Raw genomic sequence first — 16,535 nt, forward strand, 5'->3', positions numbered from 1 at the left:
TCCTGGCGTCAGGGTTAGTCGAGGTCGAAACCGTGGCGGTGCAGCCAGTCGTGGACGTGATCGGCTGCCTGTGACAGCTGCGATCGCTGATCCTCGCCGGTGAAATAGTGGTTGGCGCCCGGCAGGTCTACCCGCTCCTTCTCCTGGTGACCTATCGCATCGAACACCTGCGCCTGATGGCTGGTCGGCACCGCGTCGTCACAGCCGTTGACGACCATGAGCACCGGCACCGACACCCGCGGCGCCGCGTCGCCGGCGTCCACCTGCGCAGTGTCCAACCCCCACTGCGACAACCAACTCCGCGCAGTGGTGAAGCGCATCAGTGCACCGGGGCTGGTGTTGGCCACCTCGGGGTCGCCCAGATAACTCCACCGCGGCCGGCGGCCGTTGGGTTCGATGGTCGGGTCCAGCCAACGCGGATCGGCCATCGTCCCGTGGACGACGAACGAGTGCTCGGCGTGTGGCCGGCCGGCGTCTCGGAAGTCCTGCAACCTCTGCTGGGCCATGGCGGTGATCCGGCGGTTGCGTTCGCGTTGTCGGTCGCGGTAGGCGGCAAGGAAGTCCGCCGGGTAAGGCGGCTGGTTGGGGTTCGCGGGGTCGTACAGGTCGAATTCGGCAGCCCGGTTGCGCTCGGGCTGCAGTTCGTCGGTGATCGAGGCGTCGAGGAACTCGGTCAGCAACCGGTGACGGCTGCGCGGAGCCGCCAACAACATCACCGCGTCAGCCGGCGGGAGTGCGGTCTCGGCGAGCAACGACGGCTCCCCCGCCGCGGTCTGAGTGATTGTGGGCTTCTCCGCTTCCGCCTGATAACCCATCATCGGCGATCCGCCGCCACTCCAGCCGGCCAGCACCACGCGCTGGTAGCCGAGCCTTTCGCGCGCGTCTCGCACGCAGGCGCCGAGATCGAGCAGATGGTTCTCCATCTGCAGTGCGGAGTCACCAACCGAATATCGGTTGGCGCAACCGATCACATGCAGCCCAGTACGCGCCAGTTCGGAGAACAGCGGCAGGTAGGCCGGCGACCCGATCGGATGAGACGCGACGATGACCGTGTCCGACTCACGATCACCGCGGAGCAACTGCGCGTACCGCACCACGTGATCGGCGACGGTGCCGTAGACATCCTTGCGGACCGAATGCTCTTGGGAAACAACAAGATACGGGGTACGGCGATACTTGCCACGGGTGACGGCCGGTGCGGAATTCATGACCGGCGCACCTCACGCCATGGGATGTCCCGGTCAACCCTGGGTTCACCAGGCAACCCGAGCACTCGCTCACCGAGGATGTTGCGCATCACTTCCGACGTACCACCCTCGATCGAATTCGCCAGCGACCGCAGGTACGACTTACGCACGTCGGCCCCGCCGTAGGCAGCCGACGACGTGGGCGCATGCTCGTCGTAACCGTCGATGAGCAACTGGTCCACGCCGGACATGTCCACGCACAGCTCGTATATCGCCTTGTTCAACTCGGCCATCTGCAGCTTGGCGATCGAGCCTTCCGGCCCCGGCGCCCGGCCCGTCTGGGCGGCCCGGACATTGGTCAGCCGGGCTGCCTCGGCCTGCGTCCACAGCAGCATCAACCGCTCCGTCACCACGGCGTCCACCCGCCCTGAACTCGCTGCCTCGCAGTAGATTTCCACGGCACGACCGATTGGGCCCTCGCCCCGCTGCGCCGGCCGGGCGCCGATCGAGATCCGCTCGTTGGCCAGCGTGGTCATCGCCACTGCCCAACCCTGGCCCACCTCGCCCAGGACGTCGGCCTTCGGGATCCGCACGTCGGTGAGAAAGACTTCGTTGAACTCGGCCTCGCCGGTGAGCTGCCGCAGGGGGCGCACTTCGACGCCGGGGCTGCGCATGTCGAGCAGGAAGTAGGTCAAACCCTTGTGCTTGGGCACGTCGGGGTCGGTGCGGGCCAGCAGCAACCCGAATCGAGCGAGGTGTGCCAGCGACGTCCAGATCTTCTGCCCGTTGACGACGAATGTGTCACCGTCGGCAACGGCACGGGTGGCCAGCGCGGCCAGGTCCGAGCCCGCGCCCGGCTCGGAGAACAGCTGACACCAGATGTCCTCGCCCGAGAAGCACGACCGCAGGTAGCGCCGCTTCTGCTCGCCAGTACCGTGTGCGTGGATCGTCGGCATCGCCATCCCGAGGCCGATCACGTTGCTGGCCATATGATCTCGGCATCCTGCAGCCGCGAACCGGCGCTCGACGACGCCCTGCAGTGACGGGTCCAACCCACGCCCCCCGCATCCCTCGGCGAAATGCACGACGGCCAGTCCAGCGTCGAATCGTGCCTCCCGAAGCGCACGGTCGGCCGCGGCATCGTCGGGCTGGGCAACCGGGTGGTCGCGCAGGAACTGCGCTATCTCAGCCTCGATCGGCTCTCCGCCGGTAGGCTGGTCCTCGGCAGCGCGCCGCGCGGTAACAGGCACCGGTGCCACAGTGGCCACCATCTCGGCCAACCGCGCCCGATGAGCGGTTGCCGAACCGAAAAGCAGGGCAGAGCTTTTCGCCCGCTTGAGATACAAGTGCGCGGGATGTTCCCAGGTGAACCCGATGCCACCATGGATTTGAATGTTGTGCGCCGCCAGCTTGCTGTAGGCATCCGAGCACACCGCACGGGCCAGGCTCGCCGACAGGGCCAGGTTGTCCCGGTCGTGCACGGCGGTCCACAGTCCGTGATAAACCACTGATCGGGCCGACTCGACGTCGACGAGCATATCGGCACAGCGGTGCTTGATGGGCCCGAAAGACCCGATGGGCCTTCCGAATTGGTATCTGGTGCGGGCGTGGGCCACCGCCATTTCCAGCACGCGGGCCGCCCCGCCGAGTTGTTCGGCGGCCAGGTATAAAGCGGCCAGATCGGCGGTGTCGCGCAGCGCGTCGCTGGCGCCGCCGTCCGAACCCAGCAACCGCGCCGGACACCGGTCGAGATTCACAGCGGCAAGCCTGCGCGTGGAATCCATTGCGACCAGCGGTGTGCGGCTGAGCCCGGGTGCACCGCCTTCGACGGCCAGCAGGCAGCAGCCCGCCGGACTGCGAGCGACCACCAGCAGCAGATCGGCAGCGCCGCCGTCGACGACGATGTCGGCGGTGCCCGAGACGGTCCAGCCGTCGCCCTGCTCGCACGCGGTCAGCGTGCTGGCTCCCGGGGACGGCCCCGACCAGACCAGTGCCGCGACGGTATCTCCGGCCACAATGCCGGGTAGGTAGCGTGCCGCGGCATCCTCGTCGCCGAGTTCGACAAGCGCGGTGACTGCCAAGCCCACTGTCGCCAGGAACGGACCGCAGAACAGTGCTGCGCCCATCTCCTCGAACACCACGCCTAGCTCGATCGCACTCGCCTCGGCGCCGCCGTACCGTGCCGGCGCTACCAAACCGGGCAGGCCCAACTCGTCGGCGGCTTGACGCCACACGGTCGGGTCGTAGCCGCGCTCGCTCTCCATCTGGGCGCGTACCGCGGCCTCATCGGAGCGTTTGGCGAGGAATTCGCGCACGACTGCGCGCAGTTGCTCGGCTTCCTCACCCGGTATGAAGCTCACCTGTTCCTCGTCTCAGTCGCGTCGGTCCCGCCGATCCCAGCGCTCGGCTGGTTCAGTTCTGCCGACGATGGCGGAAGCGGGGTTACCGGCATCGTCTGCTCAACCGATCTTGTCGAACAGCAGATCCAGCCGCTCCGGACCGTTGGCAATGCCTGGGGCCCAACGCACTTCGGCGTCGGGATCGGCAAACCGCAACTTCGTCACCCGCTTGAACAGCTCGTCGAAGGCGATCGCAATCTGGATGCGGGCGAAATGCGAACCCAGGCAGCGATGGATTCCCAGTCCGAAGCCGGCGGAGCTGGGGCGCCGCACATCGAACCGCAAGCGTGCGGCATCCTCGAACCGTGCCTCGTCGCGATTCGCCGAATCGAAGCGGATCAGCAACTGCTCGCCCTGCCGAATCTTCACACCGCCGAGTTCGACATCCCGGGTCGCCCTTCTCCCCAGACAGCCCACCGGCGACTCCAGGCGGATGAACTCGTCCATGTCCTGTCGAATCCAGGCCGGATCACGAAGGCGCTGTTCGAGTTCGGGATCCTTGGCCAGGTGATAGGCGATCGAGCCCATCGCACCACGGGTGGTGTCGAGGCCACCCAGGAATAGCACGGTGACGACACCGAGTCGTTCGACGTCGGTCAAGGGCCTGCCGGATTCGAGGACGCCGGTCGCGATCGCGTTCAGCACATCGGTGCGCTCGACCGGGTTCGCCTCCCGCTCGGCGATGTATTGCCCTGCGAGCATGGCGAGTTCGAAGAATGCCTCGTCGGTGGCCTCGACAGCAACCCGGATCACGACGTCGGCCGCCCGGTCCATCTTCTCGGGGTCCTCTTCATTGAAGACGACCCTGGACAAGGCGTTGCCCACGAACGGACCGGCGAACTCCCGAATGAAGTCGCACCGCCCGTTGTCGATGAAGCGCCCGATCAGGTCGACGGCGTTCTTGCGCAGTTCGGGTTCGAACCGGAGCAAAAAGTTACGGGTGAACAGCGGGTTGAGGAGCTTGCGCAGTTCCACCTGATAGGGGGGATCAGCGTCGAGCGGGTTGAGTTGTACCGGCGATGGGCGCGGTGAGACACCGGCAGACGAGAAGGTCTGCGGGTCTTCCAGGACCCGGCGAACGTCTTCGTATCGGGTCACGACGTATTGGCCGCCGCCGTCGGCATCGGTATGGGCCACTGGACAATTCCGCCGCGCGTAGGCGAACACATCCCACTTGGCCTTCTCGTGCCCGGGATCCCACATGTTGTAGTGCGGCAGAATCGCCGCGGCCGCCGTCTCGGATTCGGCCTGCGCCTCGCCCATATCGTCGCACACTAATCCATCATTGTTTGGTTAGTCAATGTCTGCAAGCGGCCGACCAGTGGAATCAGACATCATGTGTTGACGGGATGTCGGATCCTTCCCGGGTTCTAGCTGGATAAACTCTTCCAATGGCGCAGCGGACCCGCAACACGGCAGCGCTACGAGCGCGCCGGAAGGCCGCCCTTCGGGAGAAGTTACTCGCCGCAGTCGAGGTGTTGCACAACCAGGGCTTCGCCTACGGCGACATGAGCGTTGAGAGGTTGATCAACGAGGCGGGCGTGACGCGCTCGACTTTCTACTCGTACTTCGACGATAAGGACGCGTTGCTGCGCGACTTGGCGGGCTCCGTCCTCGACGAGCTGCTGCAACCGTGGTTCGCCATTCGGCCAGACGGCTCCAAAGCCGATCTGCGCCGCGGTATCGACGGAATCTTCGCCAGATATCGGGCGCATCGCGTGATTATGGCCGCAATCGACGAGCCGCCGCCGGGCGGCAGCGCGGAACGCGAGTTCGTCGGGCTGATGACACGCGGCGCCAGCGCGGTCGCGTCGTACATCAGGTCAGGCCAGGCGTCTGGCGCCATTGACCGCAGCCTGGACGCCGCCACCACGTCGACCCTGTTGATGTGGATGAGCGAACGTGGTCTGGCGAAGATGGTGGCCGGCGCAGGAGCACACGAACTCGACGCCCTGGCCGAGGGACTCACCGAGATCTTCTGGCGCACGCTCCGTGAAAACTGCGAGCCATGATCGCAAAGGGCCCGGGGCCGGTGGACCGACGTGAGCACGGCCGCCGCCGCCGTAAACGCGATCAAACGCGGGATGATCTACTGCGCGCGATGCAGGAACTACTGGAATCCGGAGAACCCTTCACCAAGATCAGCGTGGAGCGCCTGGCGGCCCAGACCGGCATGTCACGGACCCGGTTCTACATGTACTTCGAGGACCTCGGCGACCTGCTCTTTTCCGCATACGCCCGAATCGTCGCTGACGGCAAGCAGATCGTGGCCAAGTGGTGGGACGAGACCGGCTTCATCGAGCGACACCAGATGAGACTCATCCTCGGCGAATTCGTTCGGTATCGCGCCAAACACATCATGGTTTCCCGCGCTATGCACGCGTGCGCGGTCACCGATCCGATTGCGCGGGGATCAGTCGACGCCCTGCGGAGTCAGTCGATCGACGAACTGGGAGCGGTCATCTCGGCCGCACAGTCCGCGGGTTCGGTGGACGATTCGCTGGACCCTGTGGTGATCTCGGGCTGGCTGGGATGGTTACTGGAGCGGGGGGTCGATCAGCTGGTCCAAGACGCGCGCCCGTCGAATTTGCGAAAGGTCGCGGACTCGCTGACCAACATCGTCTGGAATACGCTTTATCGCCCTAATTGAATTCCACGAGCGTGCGCCGAAGGCGCACCAGCGCATCAGTATCCAACCCGTGCCGTGTGAGATACGCCGCGACCGTGCCGTTGGCGGCCCGCACCTGGTCGAGTACGTCCATCATCAGCTGGGGCGGGCTGCCCATCATGACAGCTAACTGTTGAGCGGGTATTCCAGCCTCGATCGCGCGCTGGAGCACCCTGGCCCTCGCCTCCTCTCCGAGGTTGACTTCGGTGACGGCGTAGTCGTCTGCAACTGCCGAATCGGGTACGCCGATGGCTGCCAGCAGCAGCCCGACGGCCATTCCGGTGCGATCCTTGCCGGCCGTGCAATGGACGAGGGCTGGTAGCGCGTCGGGACGGCTCAAGCATTCGATCACCGCCGCGAATTCTGGTCCGGCGACGCCGATGACGGCGGCGTACAAATCTGCGATGTCCGCGAGGTGGCCGTATGTCAGGCGATCACGCAGAATCGGAATCTGTTCACACCGAACGCCATTGCCCAGATCCGGTGGCGCCTCTCGCCGCTCCCGGGGCTCCCGCAGGTCGATCACGGTTCGAAGGTTGAGGTCTCGCAGCGATCGGCGCCCCGCCTCGCTGATCGCGTCAATCGCGTCGCTGCGGTACAGGAGGTTGCAACGGAGGCGTCCGCCCCCTTGTACCGGCAACCCCCCGACGTCACGCAGATTGAAGGTGCCGTCGATCTCGAGGCGCACCTCACGACTGCCGGTATCCGCGGACTGCGGCCTCACCCGATTAGGCTTCTCAAGCACTCCCGCCAACCTCGACAAGGGTCGGGCTGTGCGCGTCGGGGGCGGGCGGTAAACCCGATGCGCCCTCGTCGCCCACGATTACCGAACCGGTGTTTCCGTCGACGGTGATGGTGGCACCGTCTTCGATCAGCTTCATCGCCTCGGGCAGGTACACAGCAGGAAACCCTATCTCGCGCGCCAGGCACGAGGCGTGCGAGAGCATTCCACCGGTCTCCACCACGACAGCTTTGATCACGGTGAAAACAGGATTCCAGCCGGGATCGGTTGAGTGCGTGACCAATACCTCGCCGGGCCGGACCCGGCCCATCTCGCTGTGGTCGCGCACCACCCTGGCAATTCCGGTGTAGGTGCCTGGGCTCGTTGCGGTGCCCACGTAGACGCCATCTTGGCCCTCGGCCCGCGGATGATCGAGATCGACCGCTCGGTTGCGGATGAGGTATTTCGGTGGGTCCGCCTCTTTGCGCAGTGCCGCGTCGATATGCCGGCGGCGGGCAGCGATCTTGACTTTCAGCAGGTCTGGCCGTTCTTCCAGGCCACGGAAGAACTGGTACAGCTCGATCTCGGACAGGCAGTTGTGGTCTCGGGGATCTTCGATCATGCCGCGTTCGAAGAGTCGCCGGCCGATCTCGTCGAAGCCGCGCTTCCAGGCGTACATCAGCACATCGGTCGGACGACAACGCTCGTTATCGCGGATGATCAGATACTCGTGACACAGCGGGAGCACGGCCTTGAGTATCTCGACCTTGAATTGGCCGTCCGGCTTGGTGGCAACGTTGGTGATGACCTGCTGGAATGTTTCCTCGCGCTGTCGCGCCAGCGCTCGCTCCGCGGCTTGGGGATCGTGGTCGGCGTCGGCGTTGAGCATGAGCTTGAACGCGCGGTAATCCAGGGTTGGGTCATCGGCTCGACGCGGGTGCAGGAAGTCCCGATCCGCCTGTCCGCGGAAACCCCAGTTGGCGATCCACCGGTCGTAGTGCTCGAGGAAATGCCGCCCCTCGAGAAAGGTGTGGCAGTGCTCGAAAAATGCACGGTCTTCGTTCTCCTGCAAGGCTTTTGATAGTGCTGGCGACCGACGGATCATCGTGACGAGTTCCAGCAATTCGGAGTTCTCGCGCTGCGTGTCGGTCCGGCGGGTGGCTCCCGCGACCAGCGTGGCGAACGTCGCCATGGGATCGGCGCCGTCGTACCAGGTGCTGAGCATCCACGCCAGGCCCGCCATTGCGAAACGCAGGGTGAAGAAGTACGGCAGGAAGATGCAGTCGCCCCACTCACCTTCGAGAGCGGTGATGTGCTGACAGTACGAGACGAGTTCTTCGTCGTTGAGCGTGCGGAGTTCCTCGGTCGTCTTGCCTTCGTAATCGGTGCGGGCTCGCCATGCTTCGAACGTCCGGGGGAACTGGCCGGGTGTGGTGTCCGGGTCCAGCATGTGCCAGCGCATGAGCGCGCGTGCCAGGGTGGCCTTGTCGAACGGCGCGTTGAGCACCTGCTCGTGCATCGTCGGCGGGATGAAGTCCAGGAACATCGGTCGAAGCGCGGGGGGCACTAGTCGCTCGATCGGCAGGCGTTCGGTGTCAACGTTGAAGTACCACTGGCCCTTCCAGTACTTGAATGCTCGCATCTCGGCGAGATCCGGAAAACCAAAGATCTCCCACATGCGGCGCATGTGCCGGTTGGAGAACTGTGGGGTCCGGCAGGCGTACTGCAGCGCACCGGGCGACCCGGTCATGATCGCGTCCGCGTAGGCGCGGGTCCAGACGGTGTCGACAGCCGCAGCCTGCAGATGGCCCCGATCGACATCCGCATCCCAGGTGAAGTCGACTCCGGTGACGGGTCGGGACTGCAGTAGGTACAAGGTGCCGCCTTCGATGGCCCATTCGATGTCCTGCGGGTAGCCGCCGTAGTACTCCTGCACCGTCTGGCCGAGACGCGCGAGGTCGACGATCTGCCGAGAGTTCAGACTGGCGCGAGCCCGCTCCTGCGCGGGCACGTCCTGCTCGATCACGCCGCGACCCTGGCTGCGGTCGCGTACGATCCGGGATTCCTTGGCTCCGAGCAACTCTTCGACCACGGTGTATTGCGGTACCTGCACGACGAACTGGTCCGGTGTGATGATGCCTTGCACCAACGCCTCGCCCAGCCCCCATGTCGCGTTGATGACCGTCTCGTCCGTCGCTGTGGTCAACGGGTTGCCGGTGAACATCACCCCCGAGACCTCGGAGGTGACCATCTTCTGGACCACAACCGCGATCGCCACCGCGGCATGGTCGAAGTCGTGGTGCTTGCGATACCCGGTTGCGCGCGTGGTCCACAGCGATGCCCAACACCGGCGCACCGCATCGATGACCTCCTCGGCGCCCACTACGTCGAGATACGTGTCGTGCTGTCCGGCGAACGACGCGTCGGCCAGATCCTCCGCGGTCCCCGAGGAGCGCACCGCTACGAATGCTCCGTCCCCCAAACCCGCGTAGGCCGTTGCGATTTGCGTCGAAATCTCAGCGGGCATCGGAGCGGCCACAATGAACTGCCTGATCGCGGCGGTTTGGCGATCAAGGGCGTCCGGATCGTCGTAGCAAAGCTCTGCGACCAGCTCGACGATCCGCTCGGTCAGACCGTCGGCGGCCATGAAGCAGCGGTAGGCATCCGCGGTGACACAGAAGCCTGGTGGCACCGGAAAGCCTGCTTGAAACAGCCGACTCAGGTTGACTCCTTTGCCGCCCGTCTGCTCTTGGAACAACGCGGCGTGATCGGAGAAATCGAGGATGTGGCTCATGACTTCGTTCCTTGTCTGAGTAGTGCGGCGTCTAGCTGGTGCGCCCGGATTCCTTCTTGAATACGCGCAGCATGGTGTTGGCGGCGTTCCTGCCGGGCAGGCCGCTGATGCCCGCGACCGGATGAGTCCCCGAGCCGGTGAGGAACAGGCCTGGCACCGGGGTGGAATAGCCGGCGAACCCAGGTGCCGGCTTCCGCGGCCCGAATCGGGTGATCACCGGACGACGTGATAGACACTGCCGTCGATTGCGTGGAAGCGGTCTTCGATATCGGGCAAAACCAAAGTGCGAACACCGATCCGGAGTTCGTCGACGCCGACGTAGAACTTGTCGACGTGTTTGATCGCGGCGTTCTGCAGTTGTGCCCGCACGGTGTCCCAATCAGCGTCGGGGTCAGCTGGTGTGAGCCCGCACCACATCCAGAACGTGTCGTGTCCCTTCGGCGCCAGTTCGGGAGCCATCGCAGTGGTGACCTGCCCCAGACCGCACACGTGTTCTGGAATGTCTCCTCGCCGGCAGGCCCGCTCGGCACCCAGCACCTCTTGCCACGTATTGAATGAATTTGCGCCCAGCCGCAAATCGACTCCGTCCCCCCGCCAACGCTCGTGTCGAGAGGTGTCCAGGCGACCTTTCACCGCCACGTCCATCTTGAAGTCCGCGATACCCCGAACTCGGGTGGGGATGTTGTCCGCACGCGCCTGCATTTTCCACGGCAGCACACCCCGGGGCAGCAACCGCGTCAAAGTGGTCTTGGGGCTGCATGCGGTCAACACGCCACGTCGCGCGTAGACCTCCTCACCATCCACGAGGCGCACGCCCGTCACTCGACCGCCATGCACGATCAGTTCATCCACCTCCGCCGAACACCGCACCCGGCCTCGAAAGTCGTTGAGGCACTCGATCAGCGCTCGGGGGAAGTTGCCGGTGCCGCCCTCGAACATGGCGGTACCGTATTTGCTCATGATGCCGAGGTAGATCATTCCCCAGCCGCCGCCGTCTGTGGCGAATGGTGTGAAAGGCAGATTGATCGCCAGCTGCGCCTTGATGATGTCGGATTCGAATGTCTCGTCGAGAGTCTCACTGAAAGAGCCTGCGGCCCAACGGCCGATCGCGGCGAGTCGGCGTCGGTGGACGCCGGTCGCCTTCAGCATTTTGAGGATCGTCTGGATTCCGGGTCGCAACGGGTTTGCCATCATGAAAGGCAAGCCGATATCGACTGCGGCACGGATGGTTTCGAACATCTCGAGGTACTCCGCGGCGTCGCGCGGTGAAAAGTAGCTGAGCTCATCGGCGGTCTTGCGGGGATCACGCCAGAGAGCCAACGAGCTACCGTCCTCTTGCATGTGCACGTGCGGCGGGTCGATCACTCTCATGCGCAGCCCGTATTTACTCTCCAAGCCCAGCTCGCGCGAGATCGGCGTCGTGCGGAAGAGCGACGGCTGGATGGACGCGTCGTTGGCGAAGTGCTCCGGCGCCTCGGGCATCGGATTGGTGGCCGTCATGCCGCCGGGAGTGTGGTGCGCCTCCAGTACGAGCACGTCCAGTCCCGCCTTGGCCAGATAACAGGCGGCCACCAATCCGTTGTGTCCTGACCCGACGACGACCACGTCGGCATTGCGTTCGGTCATGTCACTCCTCTCGTTCGTGCGACTTTATATCAAACACTCTGTCACTACAATAAGTCTGCAAATTCGAGCAGCTCCGACAGCGAACTCGGCATCGGCCAGTGAGTTGTGCGGTTCTGACAGGATGTGCAGACGACGTCGACCGGAGTTCCATCAGGCGTTAAAGCTTTGCAGCACAACATAAGCAAGTCGCGGCGATGCCGCGGCACGGCGGCTGTCTTCACGCGTGCCGCGGCATGGCGCACACAGCCCGGCTCACCGGGCCAACTCTTGCAACAACCGAGCACTCAGCGATCTCGATGGCTGCGCGGTGCGCATCGGACGCCAGGACGGCGCCACCGGTTGAACCCTCGGCCGGCCGGGACCCGGATAGGCATCGCGCAGCACCGGGCGGTACCACCACGAGATAACCGTTTGCAGTCTGCGAAAAGTTGTTTACAAGGCCTCGGGGCGGCACTACGTTATCTAACAATGATCGGTTAATGCGCATGCGTCGCGTCGAACAGGAGATCCAAATGGGAGCGTTGGACGGCAAAGTTGCCTTCATCAGCGGTGGAGCACGAGGCCAGGGGCGCTCACACTCCGTGCGATTGGCCAAGGAGGGTGCCGACATCGTCACGTTCGACATCTGCGAACAGCTGGACTCGGTCCCCTACCCGCTGGGCACCGAGGAAGAACTCGCCCAAACCGTCGAACTGGTCCGAGGGCTCGGTCGTCGAATCGTGGCCGCCAAAGCCGACGTTCGCGACGAGGCGGCGGTCAACAAAGTCTTCGACGAGGGATTGGCGGAGTTCGGCCGGGTGGACATCGTGATCGCCAACGCAGGCATCATGCCGGTACTCGGCCCCACCTCAAAGGTGATCCAAGCCTGGCACGACTGCATCGACGTCATGCTCACCGGGGTGGTCCACACCATCGAAGCGGCCATCCCGACGCTGGTCGACCAGAACCAGGGTGGCGCCGTGGTCATCACCAGCTCGGCGGCGGGCCTGAAGGGGACCACACGTAGCCTGCGGTCCAAGACGTACGGGATGCTGGGCTACACCGCGGCCAAGCACGGCGTCGTAGGGTTGATGCGCGCCTACGCGAACGCGTTGGGCAGCTACAACATCCGGGTGAACTCCTTGCACCCCACCGGGGCCGACACTCCCATGGTGAACAACGAAGCGTTCCTGGGTGCCGCACCCGAGGTGCCCGAGCTGTTCGAGGCGATGACCAATATCCTTCCCGTGCAACTCATCCAGGCCGAAGACATCTCCAACGCGGTCGCCTGGTTGGTCTCTGACGAAGCCCGGTACATCACCGGCGCGGCCATCCCCGTCGACGCCGGTGCAACCGCCCGCTGATACCTGAGTCAGTGCCGAATTCCGCCGACGCCGTACCTTGGTGGCCAACGGTTTTCGCCCTGCAGGAGGCCGCGGCCGATAGCTATCACGCCGCACCGGTCTGTTCGGGTCTGCCGCGTCTCTACGGCGGCCAGGTTGGGGCGCAGAGCCTGCTCGCCGCAGCCGCAACGGTCGACAACACTCGAGTGCCGCATTCGTCGCAGACCTCGTTCCTGCACGCCGGCGACGACACGCGTGCCATCAGCTACGACGTCGACCGGGTCCGTGATTCCCGTTCGATGTCCACCCGGGTGGTCACCGCGCGGCAGGACGGACGAATGCTGGCCACCACCGTCGTCTCGTTTCACACCGCGGCCTCGAGCGACAGCCAGGCATCGATCGAACATGAATGGGCGGCGGACCACGGTGACCATGTCGACCCGGCGCCCGACCCCGATACGCTGCCCTCGCGCCGGGCAGCACTGGCGGACCGATACGGGACCGACATTCCCGTTCAAGCCGGCCCGCAGTGGCCGGTCGACCTGCGATACGTCGACCACGTGCCGTGGAGCGATTCGGTTGCTCCACCGCGAAACCGCATCTGGCTGAAGGCTATTGACTATCCGCGGCAGCTTCCCGGGGCCGACGTCGCGGCCGTGGTATTCGCCACGGATCTGCCCATGTTCGAGCCGGTATACTTTCCGACCGGGATAGCGTGGCTCGACATGGTCAGCCACACGACCCTGCTGGGAGCGACGCTCAATCATTCGGTCTGGTTCCACCGTCCAGCCCGCCTGGACGATTGGCTGCTGCTCGAGCAGTTCGCGCCCATCGCGCACGGCTACCGCGCGTACTGCCGCGGCGAATTACGCTCCCGGGCAAGTCGGCTCGTGGCGAGCGTCGCCCAGGAGATGGTATTCGTGACGCCGCGCAAGGCCGAGAACGCTCAACTGTCCCAATGATCCTGTTTGAGCTGCTCGCGGGATAACTTGCCGGTGACATTACGAGGAAGTTCCTCGACCAGTACCAGCCGCTTGGGCAGCTTGTAGCGCGCCAGACGTTGTGCCGCAAAGGCATTCAAATCCGTCAGGGTAACCACCACCCCGGCTTCGGGCACCACCACGGCCAGGCCCACCTCACCCCACTGGTCGTCGGCCACCCCCACAACACCGACATCACGGACATCGGGATGCAGCGCGAGCACCTGTTCGACTTCGGCCGGGTAGATGTTCTCCCCGCCGGACTTGAACATCTCCTTCACACGCCCAACCGGGTAGTAGAAGCCGTCGCCGTCTCGGTATGCCGAATCTCCGGTCCGAAACCAGCCGTCGTCGGTGAAGTAATCGGCGTTGTCGCGATCCCAATATCCGACGGTGACACTTGGACCCCGCAACCAGATTTCGCCCGTAACACCGTCCTCGACGTCCTTGCCTGCCGAGTCGACCAGCCTTATCCGCGTATGCAGCGCGGCACGCCCGGTTGAACCATTCTTCGCATAGGCAAGATTGTTCGCTTCGTCGTCCAGAGCTGTTGCCATCGGACCCATTTCGGTTCCACCGTACTGAGGCTGAAGCGGGAAACCACGGTCTGCCCACAGCTGCAACAACTCTGGCGATGCGATTGCGCCGGCGATGATCCCATGGCGCATCCGCGACAGGTCCGCCGCCGCAAAGTCGGCCGTTTCGGCGATGCGCTGATAGAACATCGGGATGGCGGCGAAGTGGGTGATCGGCGGGTCCTGGTTCACCATCTGGTGCAGAACGGCATCGGGATCGAAGCGGGCCATGGTGGTGACCGCGCCGCCGAAGTACAGGATCGAATTGGCCATCACGTTCAGGCCGCCCGCGTGAAACAACGGCATCGGATTGAGTTGATGGCATCCGGGCTGTGAGTACCCGGTGGTGTGGGCGGTGTTGAGAGCCTGCCACACCAGCGTCGCATTGGTCGACAAAGCACCTTTGGGCCGCCCGGTCGTCCCCGACGTGTACAGAATGTGCGTGGGCTGGTCCATCGGGATCGCGCCGCCGGCACGCAGCGGGTTCACCGTCGAAATGGCCGACTCGTAATCGGTCCGATTGTGCTCCCGGCCGAACGACAGCCGCTGGGCGATACCGGTTTTCACGGCAGCGGCGTCCGCGACCTCTGCCCAGCGTTCGTCGTGCACGATGACACCCGGCCGGGCGTCGAGGCAGATGTCCTGAATTTCGCTGACGTGCAGTCGCCAGTTGAGCGGCACGAAGAGCGCGCCGAGGCGCATGCAGGCGAACTGGACCTCGAACACGCGCGGGTCGTTCTCGCTCACCAATGCCACCCGGTCGCCGGGCCCGACGCCGAGTTCGCGCAAGGTAGCGGCCGCGCCGGCGACCCGATCCTCCAGCTGTGCCCACGTTGTTCGCCGGCCGTCCTCCGCGCATCCGAGTGCAAGGGACCCACCACGGTGCCGCGCGTGGTAGGCCACCCAGTCAGTTGCGGCAAACACCAATCTGCACTCCGATCTCCGCCTTAACCGTGATTAAAGTTGCGGGCCCTGCTCTGTCAGCTAGGGATGCGGCAGACGCCGTAGCGGCGCCGTGAAGCCCGGGGTACCCGGGCATGGACCGTAGGCGCTGCCTTGTACCGGGCCAATGTCGCACTGCCCGTTGAGGATATGGGCTGGGTAGGTCGGCGAGTTGTTGGCGTACAGCCCCACCGGGGCGATGGTGAGCAGAATGGTCACCGCCACCATCAACTGCATGTAGCCAACCAAGGACAGAAACGACAGGGCTTTGCGGCTGCGCGGCCGCAGGTGATCGAGCCCGCGCTCGAAGATCGTTCTCCCTCGGTCGTCACGCAAGTATCGAGCCAGGGTCGGGGCCCCGAAAAACAGTATCGCCGACAGCGGCAGGGTCGCCGGGAAGGGACGCACGGCATTGGCGATATTGAGGCCGGCGGGGATGAACTGATTCCACAGATTCAACTGGCTCGAGACACCATCGATCAACAGGTCGGCGACGATGGCGAAAACCGCAAGCGCAATCAAGCCCCGCGCCATCGAGGCGCCCGGATACCGGTTTTTGACCGCCCGCAGCAGCCGACACCCCAACATTGCGCAGACCAGAAACCCCACCAGGTAGATACTGCCGATGACCAGGATCGGCTCGGGCGAGCCGCCACACGCCTTGTTGAGCACGAATGGCGCATGACTGCACCAGCTGCCCACGTTCACGAAGTTCGAGCTGTACAGGTTCATCGGAACGAAGAAGTTGTAGAACGGATCGAGCCAGTACGCCAACAGCCCGGCAATGCAGAGCTGCGCGTCGAAGGTGAAGCGCCGTTGTCGCAGACACCCGCGAACGACATAAGTACCCACGCCCAGAACCAGCAGCACGGCGACAATTTCGTAGGCCTTCGCGATCGTGTAGGTGGACGCCGTGGGATCTCGATAGGCGGTCACCGGCCGAGGGCCCGCCGCCAACCAGGCCCCGATCGTCCACCCACCCCAGACCAGGAATAACCCCGCGATCACGGCCAGGTAATGCTGCCAGCGCCAACCCGCTCTGGTCGCGGGCACTATCTCACGACGAACCGAGTGAGCCGCCGGGTGCATCACATCCAGCTTGTCCAAACCGCTTGACATAGGGCGCCTTCCACGTCGGCAACCATCGCTGTGAGCTCCGCTGCGCTCCAAGGCAAGCGGTTCAATCGGCCGCAGACCCACTCTATTTGAACGACGTTTGGTTAGGAAGGGGGCCCAGAGCGGCGAATTCGCGCCCAGACTGCTCCGAGACGCTTGACCTGGGCCGCCCTGCCTGGCACGGTAACTCACCAAATAACCGAAC

Annotated in this window: 13 protein-coding genes; 4 read left to right on the forward strand and 9 right to left on the reverse strand. The window is 64.5% G+C overall.

Going from position 1 to position 16,535, the window contains the following annotated elements; genetic code table 11:
- Positions 1-14: 14 nt before the first annotated feature.
- From MKCMC460_RS21735 to MKCMC460_RS21745, 3 genes are all read right to left on the reverse strand, one after another.
- On the reverse strand, positions 15-1,208 hold the full coding sequence (locus tag MKCMC460_RS21735) for an alpha/beta hydrolase (RefSeq protein ID WP_236977002.1): 1,194 nt from the start codon (positions 1,206-1,208) through the stop codon (positions 15-17).
- Entirely contained in the window at positions 1,205-3,547 is a 2,343-nt protein-coding gene (locus MKCMC460_RS21740; protein WP_238304802.1) for an acyl-CoA dehydrogenase, read from the reverse strand. The genes MKCMC460_RS21735 and MKCMC460_RS21740 overlap by 4 nt, the downstream gene beginning before the upstream one ends.
- A gap of 99 nt (positions 3,548-3,646) precedes the next feature.
- Positions 3,647-4,849, reverse strand: a complete 1,203-nt coding sequence (locus MKCMC460_RS21745; protein ID WP_238304803.1) for a cytochrome P450 — start codon at positions 4,847-4,849, stop codon at positions 3,647-3,649.
- Positions 4,850-4,977: 128 nt separating this feature from the next.
- Here MKCMC460_RS21745 and MKCMC460_RS21750 point away from each other — a divergent pair, with 128 nt between their 5' ends.
- Both MKCMC460_RS21750 and MKCMC460_RS21755 read left to right on the forward strand, forming a co-directional pair.
- A complete protein-coding gene (locus MKCMC460_RS21750; RefSeq protein WP_238304805.1) occupies positions 4,978-5,598 on the forward strand; it encodes a TetR/AcrR family transcriptional regulator in 621 nt (206 codons plus the stop codon).
- Positions 5,599-5,687: 89 nt separating this feature from the next.
- Positions 5,688-6,236 (forward strand): TetR/AcrR family transcriptional regulator, encoded by a 549-nt coding sequence (locus MKCMC460_RS21755; RefSeq protein ID WP_238304807.1) that lies wholly within the window; start codon positions 5,688-5,690, stop codon positions 6,234-6,236.
- Here MKCMC460_RS21755 and MKCMC460_RS21760 read toward each other — a convergent pair.
- The 4 genes from MKCMC460_RS21760 to MKCMC460_RS21775 are packed head-to-tail and all read right to left on the reverse strand — an operon-like array spanning position 6,229 to position 11,395.
- Entirely contained in the window at positions 6,229-6,942 is a 714-nt protein-coding gene (locus tag MKCMC460_RS21760; RefSeq protein ID WP_236977011.1) for a tyrosine-protein phosphatase, read from the reverse strand. The two genes, MKCMC460_RS21755 and MKCMC460_RS21760, sit on opposite strands and share 8 nt — an antisense overlap.
- A 49-nt stretch (positions 6,943-6,991) precedes the next feature.
- Positions 6,992-9,769: a PEP/pyruvate-binding domain-containing protein gene (locus tag MKCMC460_RS21765; protein ID WP_236977012.1), complete on the reverse strand. Its 2,778-nt coding sequence runs from the start codon at positions 9,767-9,769 to the stop codon at positions 6,992-6,994.
- A gap of 31 nt (positions 9,770-9,800) precedes the next feature.
- On the reverse strand, positions 9,801-9,986 hold the full coding sequence (locus MKCMC460_RS21770) for a hypothetical protein (protein ID WP_236977013.1): 186 nt from the start codon (positions 9,984-9,986) through the stop codon (positions 9,801-9,803).
- Complete coding sequence (locus MKCMC460_RS21775; RefSeq protein ID WP_238304809.1) at positions 9,983-11,395, reverse strand: NAD(P)/FAD-dependent oxidoreductase; 1,413 nt, start codon at positions 11,393-11,395, stop codon at positions 9,983-9,985. Before MKCMC460_RS21775 ends, MKCMC460_RS21770 begins: the two co-directional genes overlap by 4 nt.
- Before the next feature lie 512 nt (positions 11,396-11,907).
- Here MKCMC460_RS21775 and MKCMC460_RS21780 point away from each other — a divergent pair.
- Both MKCMC460_RS21780 and MKCMC460_RS21785 read left to right on the forward strand, forming a co-directional pair.
- Positions 11,908-12,738 carry a mycofactocin-coupled SDR family oxidoreductase gene (locus MKCMC460_RS21780; protein ID WP_236977018.1) on the forward strand — a complete coding sequence of 277 codons (831 nt, stop codon included), beginning with the start codon at positions 11,908-11,910 and terminating at the stop codon, positions 12,736-12,738.
- Positions 12,739-12,749: 11 nt separating this feature from the next.
- Positions 12,750-13,679, forward strand: coding sequence for an acyl-CoA thioesterase II (locus MKCMC460_RS21785; RefSeq protein ID WP_236977019.1), 930 nt, complete (start codon positions 12,750-12,752; stop codon positions 13,677-13,679).
- On the opposite strand, the gene MKCMC460_RS21790 is transcribed toward MKCMC460_RS21785, so the two are convergent.
- A complete protein-coding gene (locus MKCMC460_RS21790) occupies positions 13,664-15,196 on the reverse strand; it encodes an AMP-binding protein (protein WP_236977020.1) in 1,533 nt (510 codons plus the stop codon). The genes MKCMC460_RS21785 and MKCMC460_RS21790 overlap by 16 nt on opposite strands.
- Before the next feature lie 60 nt (positions 15,197-15,256).
- Positions 15,257-16,321, reverse strand: coding sequence for a spirocyclase AveC family protein (locus tag MKCMC460_RS21795; protein ID WP_236977021.1), 1,065 nt, complete (start codon positions 16,319-16,321; stop codon positions 15,257-15,259).
- Between the last annotated feature and the right edge of the window lie 214 nt (positions 16,322-16,535).

Origin of the sequence: Mycobacterium sp. 20KCMC460, from assembly GCF_022179425.1 — a bacterium.
Lineage (GTDB): Bacteria > Actinomycetota > Actinomycetes > Mycobacteriales > Mycobacteriaceae > Mycobacterium > Mycobacterium kiyosense.

Coding starts and splice junctions, on each gene's coding strand:
- MKCMC460_RS21780 (WP_236977018.1), top strand. CDS start 11,908: ATGGGAGCGTTGGACGGCAAAGTTGCCTTCATCAGCGGTGGAGCACGA.
- MKCMC460_RS21735 (WP_236977002.1), bottom strand. CDS start 1,208: ATGAATTCCGCACCGGCCGTCACCCGTGGCAAGTATCGCCGTACCCCG.
- MKCMC460_RS21775 (WP_238304809.1), bottom strand. CDS start 11,395: ATGACCGAACGCAATGCCGACGTGGTCGTCGTCGGGTCAGGACACAAC.
- MKCMC460_RS21765 (WP_236977012.1), bottom strand. CDS start 9,769: ATGAGCCACATCCTCGATTTCTCCGATCACGCCGCGTTGTTCCAAGAG.
- MKCMC460_RS21750 (WP_238304805.1), top strand. CDS start 4,978: ATGGCGCAGCGGACCCGCAACACGGCAGCGCTACGAGCGCGCCGGAAG.
- MKCMC460_RS21745 (WP_238304803.1), bottom strand. CDS start 4,849: ATGGGCGAGGCGCAGGCCGAATCCGAGACGGCGGCCGCGGCGATTCTG.
- MKCMC460_RS21755 (WP_238304807.1), top strand. CDS start 5,688: ATGCAGGAACTACTGGAATCCGGAGAACCCTTCACCAAGATCAGCGTG.